This window comes from Kocuria sp. (genome assembly GCF_030536815.1).
Lineage (GTDB): Bacteria > Actinomycetota > Actinomycetes > Actinomycetales > Micrococcaceae > Kocuria > Kocuria gwangalliensis.
The window spans coordinates 1-7,701 of record NZ_JAUNPE010000103.1; the positions used below are offsets into that span (position 1 = coordinate 1).

The 7,701-nt window shown below is 65.1% G+C and carries 8 protein-coding genes and 1 riboswitch; all 8 genes read left to right on the forward strand.

Translation table 11 applies throughout. The annotated features are described in order from the left end of the window. Nucleotides 1-71, forward strand: a riboswitch (TPP riboswitch). This riboswitch is flagged as partial in the annotation. Then, nucleotides 60-1,598 (forward strand): bifunctional hydroxymethylpyrimidine kinase/phosphomethylpyrimidine kinase, encoded by a 1,539-nt coding sequence (locus Q4E95_RS09455; RefSeq protein WP_303383070.1) that lies wholly within the window; start codon nucleotides 60-62, stop codon nucleotides 1,596-1,598. Its footprint overlaps the riboswitch before it by 12 nt. Before the next feature lie 212 nt (nucleotides 1,599-1,810). Further along, on the forward strand, nucleotides 1,811-2,122 hold the full coding sequence (rplU, locus tag Q4E95_RS09460) for a 50S ribosomal protein L21 (RefSeq protein WP_303383076.1): 312 nt from the start codon (nucleotides 1,811-1,813) through the stop codon (nucleotides 2,120-2,122). Between the two features lie 45 nt (nucleotides 2,123-2,167). After that, a complete protein-coding gene (gene rpmA / locus Q4E95_RS09465) occupies nucleotides 2,168-2,422 on the forward strand; it encodes a 50S ribosomal protein L27 (protein ID WP_190780252.1) in 255 nt (84 codons plus the stop codon). A 161-nt stretch (nucleotides 2,423-2,583) separates the two neighbouring features. Next, nucleotides 2,584-4,182, forward strand: coding sequence for a GTPase ObgE (gene obgE, locus Q4E95_RS09470; protein ID WP_303383071.1), 1,599 nt, complete (start codon nucleotides 2,584-2,586; stop codon nucleotides 4,180-4,182). Further along, on the forward strand, nucleotides 4,175-5,431 hold the full coding sequence (proB, locus tag Q4E95_RS09475) for a glutamate 5-kinase (protein ID WP_303383072.1): 1,257 nt from the start codon (nucleotides 4,175-4,177) through the stop codon (nucleotides 5,429-5,431). Before obgE ends, proB begins: the two co-directional genes overlap by 8 nt. Before the next feature lie 83 nt (nucleotides 5,432-5,514). Then, nucleotides 5,515-6,819: a glutamate-5-semialdehyde dehydrogenase gene (locus Q4E95_RS09480; protein WP_303383073.1), complete on the forward strand. Its 1,305-nt coding sequence runs from the start codon at nucleotides 5,515-5,517 to the stop codon at nucleotides 6,817-6,819. A gap of 85 nt (nucleotides 6,820-6,904) precedes the next feature. Next, nucleotides 6,905-7,156 carry a hypothetical protein gene (locus Q4E95_RS09485; RefSeq protein ID WP_303383074.1) on the forward strand — a complete coding sequence of 84 codons (252 nt, stop codon included), beginning with the start codon at nucleotides 6,905-6,907 and terminating at the stop codon, nucleotides 7,154-7,156. A 21-nt stretch (nucleotides 7,157-7,177) separates the two neighbouring features. Then, on the forward strand, nucleotides 7,178-7,701 hold a 524-nt coding region (gene nadD, locus Q4E95_RS09490; protein ID WP_303383075.1), incomplete at its 3' end, for a nicotinate-nucleotide adenylyltransferase.

A 7,701-nucleotide genomic window follows, 5' to 3' on the forward strand; every position in this document is an offset into this window, starting at 1 on the left:
GAGCGGCTGAGATAACACCCGTTGAACCTGATCTAGCTCGTACTAGCGAAGGGAATGTCGTGCTGACTACGCATTCTGCTGTTCCAACCGTGCCCCGCGTCCTGTCGATCGCGGGCACCGATCCCACGGGCGGCGCCGGGCAGGCCGCCGACCTGAAGTCCATCGCCGCAATGGGCGGTTACGGCATGAACGTGATCACCGCGGTGGTGGCCCAGAACACCACGGGCGTGATCGACATCCACACCCCACCCGTGCGGGTCCTCCGCGCCCAGCTCGAGGCCGTGAGCTCCGACGTGACTCTGGACGCGGTCAAGGTGGGCATGCTCGGATCGGTCGAGGTGATCGAGGCCGTGCGCGACTGGCTGGCCGAGGTGAAACCACCGGTGACGGTGCTTGATCCCGTGATGGTGGCCACGGCCGGTGGGCGATTGTTGCGGGCGGAGGCTCAAACGGCCCTGTTGGCACTGCTGCCGTTCGCCGACCTGATCACGCCCAACCTCCCGGAACTGGCCGTGCTGGCCGGTGCGGCGCCGGCTGGCACGTGGACCGAGGCCCTGAGACAGGGCCAAGACGTGGCCGAGCGGTTCGGCACGCGCGTCCTCGTGAAGGGTGGCCACCTGCCCGGAGCGCGAACCCCGGATGCTCTGCTCGAACCCGGGCGGGACGAGCCCGTGATCGTGTTCGACGATCCGCGCGTCGCAACGTCCAACACTCACGGCACCGGGTGTTCTCTGTCCTGCGCCATTGCCACGGTCGTGGCACGCACGGGGGACTGGGTGGGCGCCGTGAGCACGGCGCGCTCGTGGCTGCGCGGCGCGCTCGAACACGCCGACGGTCTCCACGTGGGACGGGGCAACGGCCCCGTACATCATTTCCACCATGCTCAGCATGTTCTGGTGGACACCGACTCCCACGGGCGATTCACGGATGCGCTCTGGCGCGATTGCGAGGGTGTGCGTGGTGAGATCGACACCCTGGACTTCGTTGCCCAGTTGGGCAACGGCACGCTGCCGTCCGAGACCTTCCAGTGGTACCTGGACCAGGACAGGCAGTACTTGGCTGTTTACTCACGTGCGCTGGCCGCGTTGGCCGCGGCGGCGCCGTCGGAATCGGCGCGCGCATTCTTCGCCCACGGAGCGGCGGAGGTCGTGACCGTGGAGTCTGCGCTGCACCGCACGCGGCTCCACGGTGCGCCCCCGCAGCCGGCGTCCGAGGTGACCAAGACGTATTCGGATTTTCTGCTGGCGGCCACGGGAAGTGAGACCTTCGCGGTGGGGGCCGCGGCAGTATTGCCGTGCTACTGGCTCTACGCGGCAGTGGGTGGCGCGCTGACGGAAAAGGCCCGCGCGGCCGGACTGGAACCGCATCCGTACGGCGATTGGCTGGCCACCTACAATGCTCCCGGATTCCACCTCGCGACCGAGCGGGCCAAGGACATCGTGGACCGGGCAGCCGCAACGGCAGACCCGGTTACCCGACGGCGCATGCGGGAGGTGTTCATGCGAGGCTGTGAGCTGGAGCTGCGGTTCTTCGCCGAACCCGTTCGACGCGCCGGGGCCCGCCCGTTTGCCGTAGCTTCCACGCATCGGGTAGGCTAGATTTTCGGTGCCGGGTACCAGCGTGTGTGTGGACAGTTAAATCCACCGCGTCAGGCGGCACACTCGGGTTCACCTCCTGTTTGATGCGAAAGCCACGCGAGGCGCGGTCTGCTAGGACTGCCGCGACGTGATGTCTCGACATTCGTGGTCCTCCAGGTGTGTTCCCGACCCTTACACGTAGTCCATAGATGTCGAGAGAAGTGAGTTCCCAAGTGGTGTACGCGATTGTCCGCGCAGGCGGCCGCCAGGAGAAGGTTTCCGTTGGAGACCTCGTGACCCTTGACCGCGTCGCCGGTGAGGCAGGCAGCACCATTCAGCTTCCTGCGCTGCTGCTGGTCGATGGGGACAAGGTCACCTCCGATTCCAAGACCCTGGCCAACGTCAAGGTCACTGCCGAGATCATTGAAGACCTTCGCGGTCCCAAGATCTCGATCATGAAGTACAAGAACAAGACCGGGTACAAGAAGCGTCAGGGCTTCCGCGCCGAGCTGACGACCGTCAAGGTCACCGGCATCGACGCCTGAGTCACACCCTTTCCCGTACATTTGACACGAAGGTAGGCACACACCATGGCACATAAGAAGGGCGCGAGCTCCACTCGCAACGGTCGTGACTCGAACGCTCAGTACCTGGGCGTGAAGCGTTTCGGCGGTCAGACCGTCAGCGCCGGTGAGATCCTGGTCCGCCAGCGCGGCACCCACTTCCACCCGGGTCTGAACGTGGGCCGCGGCAAGGACGACACCCTGTTCGCCCTGTCCGCCGGCGCCGTCGAGTTCGGTACCCGCCGCGGTCGTCGCGTGGTCAACATCCAGACCGCCGAGTAATTGACTTTTGGACCTCCGGGTCCACCCGCTGTCCACAGGTTTCCCGTGGCCGGCAACCACTAAAGGGTGGGCGCAATACGCGCTCACCCTTTAGTCTTTCAACCAGAGGTGTTCGCTGTGCCCCTGCGGCAGCGAAGGCGCCGAGGACTTTAAGGAGCCCCGTGGCCAGTTTTGTCGATCGAGTCATTGTGCACGCTACTGGCGGCAATGGCGGACACGGTTGTGTGTCCGTGCGCCGTGAGAAGTTCAAGCCGCTCGGTGGACCCGACGGCGGCAATGGCGGAGACGGCGGTTCCGTGATCCTTCGCGTGGACGGCCAGTCCACCACGCTGCTGGGTTTCCACCACTCACCTCACCAGAAGGCCCCCAACGGTGAACCGGGTAAGGGCGATCTCCGCCACGGGTTCAAGGGTCAGGATTTGATCCTGTCCGTTCCCGATGGAACCGTGGTGAAGGACCGCCGGGGAAACGTCCTGGCGGACCTGCTGGGTGAAGGCACCGAATACGTGATCGCCAGCGGCGGTTACGGTGGTCTGGGCAACGCCGCACTGTCCTCCCAGAAGCGCAAGGCCCCCGGTTTCGCCCTGCTCGGCACGCCGGGCGCGGAACACGAGGTCGAACTCGAGCTCAAGTCCATTGCGGACATCGCCCTGGTCGGCTTCCCCTCGGCGGGAAAGTCGAGCTTGATCGCGGCGATGAGCGCGGCCCGCCCGAAAATCGCGGACTACCCCTTCACCACCCTGGTACCCAACCTGGGCGTGGTGCAGGCCGGCGACACACGTTTCACCGTGGCGGACGTTCCCGGTCTGATCCCGGGGGCCTCCCAGGGCAAGGGTCTGGGCCTGGAATTCCTGCGGCACGTGGAGCGCTGCGCCGCGCTGGTTCACGTGATCGACTGCGCAACCCTGGAACCGGGCCGTGATCCGCTCACGGACCTGGACGCCTTGGAGACCGAGTTGGCCCACTACGCCCAGGACATCCAGGACGAGAACCAGGACACCGTGCCCTTGACGGAACGCCCCCGGATGGTGGTGCTCAACAAGATCGATGTCCCCGAGGCCCGGGAGCTCGCGGAGTTCATCCGCCCGGATCTGGAGAAGCGCGGCTACCGCGTGTTCGAGGTGTCCACGGCATCACACGAGGGGTTGCGTCAACTCGGGTTCGCCATGGCAGAGCTCGTGGCGCAGGTGCGCACCCAGGATGAACCCGATGAAACCGACACACAGTCCCAGGTGGTGCGTCCGGAGCCCGTGCGTGGCCGTCGCGGCGAGAACCGCAAGGGTTTCACGATTTCCCGTGAGGACCGCGGGGGAGAACCCCTGTGGCACGTGCGCGGTGAAAAGCCCGAGCGGTGGGTGCAACAAACAGATTTCAACAACGACGAAGCAGTGGGTTACCTCGCGGACCGTTTTGCCAAGCTGGGTATCGAGGACGAATTGTTCCGAACCGGTGCCCGTCCCGGTGATGCGGTGTTGATCGGTCCCGAGGACAACGGCGTGGTCTTCGACTGGGAGCCCACCATGGTGGGAGGCGCGGAGCTGTTGGGCGGCCCGCGCGGTACGGACTTGCGGTTGGACGAAACGAACCGTCCTACGCGCCGTGAAAAGCGCGAACAGTTCTACGATCGCATGGACGCGAAGGCCGAGGCTCGTGCCGAGCTCGAGGCCGAACGCAAGGCAGGTGTCTGGACGGAATCAGTGGACCAGGCGCGCGGCCGTCACCTTGATCAGCGTCGACAGGATCTCCCCGAGCATGAGTGAAAAAATGACCACCGAGAAGATTGATGTCGCAGCCGTCGAGCAGGACGCGGCCAAGTCGGCCATGCAGCTGAGCACGGAGAACCGTGGGAAGAACCGTCGGTCTCCGATCACTGAGCCCTCCCAGCTGCCCCAGGCGCGACGCGTGGTGGTCAAGGTGGGGTCCTCGTCGCTGACCTCCGTCGAGAACTCTATTGACGAGAACGCGCTGCGCAGCATTGTGGACGCCCTCGGCGGCGCGAAGGCTCGCGGCACAGACATCATCTTCGTGTCCTCGGGTGCGATCACCGCCGGTCTGTCACCGCTGGGTCTGGCCAAGCGGCCCAAGGACCTCTCCACCAAGCAGGCGGCCGCGTCCGTGGGACAGGGACTACTGATCTCCCGCTACACCGAATACTTTGCGCGTTACGGGGTCACGGTGGGGCAGGTGCTGCTGACCGCCGAAGACCTCATGCGGCACTCGCAGTACAAGAACGCGCACCGCCAGATCGAACGCTTGTTGGACCTGGGTATCCTGCCCATCGTCAATGAGAACGACGCCGTGGCGACCCACGAGATCAAGTTCGGCGACAACGACCGCATTGCCGCGCTCGTGGCGCACCTGATCAAGGCGGACGCGCTGCTGCTGCTCTCGGACGTTGACGCCCTGTACACCAAGCCGCCCAAGGACGGCGGCGAGCGGATCGCTCGCATCGATGACCCGATCGCGGACCTGGAAGGTGTCGAAATCGGATCCGTCGGTCGCGTGGGTGTGGGCTCCGGTGGCATGGTGACCAAGGTGCAGGCCGCTCGCATCGCGGCGGCGTCGGGAATTCCCGCGCTGGTGACCTCCGCGGGCAATATCAACGAGGCCCTGGCCGGGGAAAACGTGGGCACCTGGTTCTCCACCACCGGTGGTCGCCGCAACGTGCGGTTGCTGTGGCTGGCTCACCTCGCCGACATCAAGGGCACCCTCACACTCGACGACGGCGCCGTGGAAGCCATTCGTGGCAGGCGGTCACTGCTGGCCGCGGGAGTCAACGCGGTGAGCGGCACATTCACCGCCGGTGACCCCGTTTCCATGAAGGACCAGGACGGCAATGAGGTCGCCCACGGTTTGATCAACTACAGCTCGGACGAAGTGCCCGACATGCTGGGTAAGCGCACCGACCAGCTCGGTGACGAGTTCGGAGAGGACTTCGCCCGGGAACTGATCCACGTGGACAACCTGGTCACGCTGCGCCCACGATCCGCGCGCACCAAGCTCAAGTAGCCGCCCGCGTCCCATGTTTTGAGAAGTACGCTGACACGACAGGCGCCCCCGGGCGTCGAACCGACCAACATCCAGGAGGAATCTTGGCCGAGAACACGTCAATCCTGACCGCACAGCAAACATTTGGTGAAGACCCCGTGGCGGGCGTCGGGCTCATGGCCGACGACGCTCGTCAGGCAGCTCGCGGGCTGGCGCGGGCACCCCGCGCGTGGAAGGACCGCGCGCTGCTGCTCATGGCTCGGCGCATCGAGGAGCGCCAGGACGTGGTCCTGGAGGCCAACGGCAAGGATCTGGAACGCGGACGACAAAACGATACGTCGCCGGCATTGTTGGACCGCCTCAAGCTGGACCCCGCCCGCATCAAGGGGCTAGCCGATTCCCTCCGTGAATTGGCGGCGCTGCCGGATCCGGTGGGCACGATCGTGCGCGGTCAAACGCTGTCCAATGGGCTGCGCATGCGTCAGATGCGCGTGCCCATGGGCGTGGTGGGTGTCATTTACGAGGCCCGCCCGAACGTGACCGTGGACATTGCCGGTATCGCCGTGAAGTCCGGTAATGCCGCCATGCTGCGCGGCGGTTCCGCCGCCCTGGAATCCAACCGTGCCTTGGTGGGTATCCTGCGTGACGCCCTCGCCGACGCCAAGCTGCCCGTGGACTGCGTGCAAACGGTGGATGACTACGGTCGCGACGGCGCGAACGCCCTGATGGGTGCCCGGGGCAAGGTGGACGTGCTGATTCCACGCGGTGGCCGTGGGCTGATCCAGTCCGTGGTCAAGAACGCCACCGTCCCGGTCATTGAGACCGGCGAGGGTAACGTGCACGTGTTCATCGACGAGTCCGCCACCCCGGAGATGGCCGAGAAGATCGCGCTCAACTCCAAGACGCACCGCACCTCCACGTGCAATTCCGCGGAGACGCTGTTGCTGCACTCCAAGTCGGAGGCCGGTCAGCGGGTGTTGGCCGCATTGGACAAGGCCGGTGTGAAGCTGCACGTGGACGAGCGGGCTGCCGAGCTGTTGCCCCCGGGTTCCGAGCACTTCCAGGCCACCGAGGAGGACTGGGAAACCGAGTACCTGGGCATGGACATGGCCGTCAAGGTCGTGGATTCCGTGGGCGAGGCCTTGGCTCATATTGCCAAGTACTCGACCGGCCACACCGAGGCCATCGTGACCAATGACCTGGCCAATTCGGAGCGTTTTGTCGCAGAAGTCGAATCCGCGGCCGTAATGGTCAACGCGTCCACCCGCTTCACGGACGGCGGCCAATTGGGTCTGGGCGCCGAGATCGGTATTTCCACCCAGAAGATGCATGCCCGCGGTCCCATGGGCTTGGAAGAGCTGACCACCACCAAGTGGGTTGTCCAGGGTGACGGCCACGTGCGCTCCTGACAAGTACCATGTAATCAACCGCCTCGGGGCGGATCGCACTGTTGACACCGGAACCGCCCGGTAGCAGAAGGGAAACCGCACAGACATGTTGCACCTGTTGAACAACGCCGCCCTGTCCGCCGAAGAGGGCGGACATCACGTGGTGAACGAACTGCCCATCCCCACGGAAATGTTCGGCGTGATTGCGTTCATCTTGTTCGTGCTCATGCTGATTGCAACGGTTTCCTTCTCGTCCCGCGGCAAGAGCCCGGAGATCGGCGAATACGAGGATCCGGCGGAATTGCCCGCCCATGAGCGCGCCATGATCAACGACCTCAATTCGCCGCGTCAGCACTGAGTCTCCGGCAACACTGACTGCGTGAATTCGAACGTTTCCTCAACCGTCGCAGAGGGCACTGAGCTGCACATCCCACCGCGCCAGCCGGGTAAGACCCGGCTGGGCGTGATGGGTGGCACCTTCGACCCCATTCACCACGGGCACCTTGTGGCGGCCTCCGAGGTCGCATCCGTGTTCGACCTGGACGAAGTGGTCTTCGTGCCCACCGGGCAACCGTGGCAGAAGGCCGGCAAACAGGTCTCGGACGCGGAGCACCGCTACCTGATGACGGTGGTGGCCACGGCCTCGAACCCGCGCTTCACGGTGTCCCGCGTGGACATTGATCGCGAGGGGCCCACATACACGATCGACACGCTGCGTGATTTGTCGCGGCTACGCCCCGACGCCCAGTTGTTCTTCATTACCGGTGCGGACGTCATGGGCGAGATCCTCACGTGGAAGGGCACGGACGAGCTCTGGGATCTGGCCCATTTCGTGGGTGTCACCCGGCCGGGACACGAGCTGACCGCACCCAGGGGGTCGTCCAGCGTGTCCCTGCTGAACGT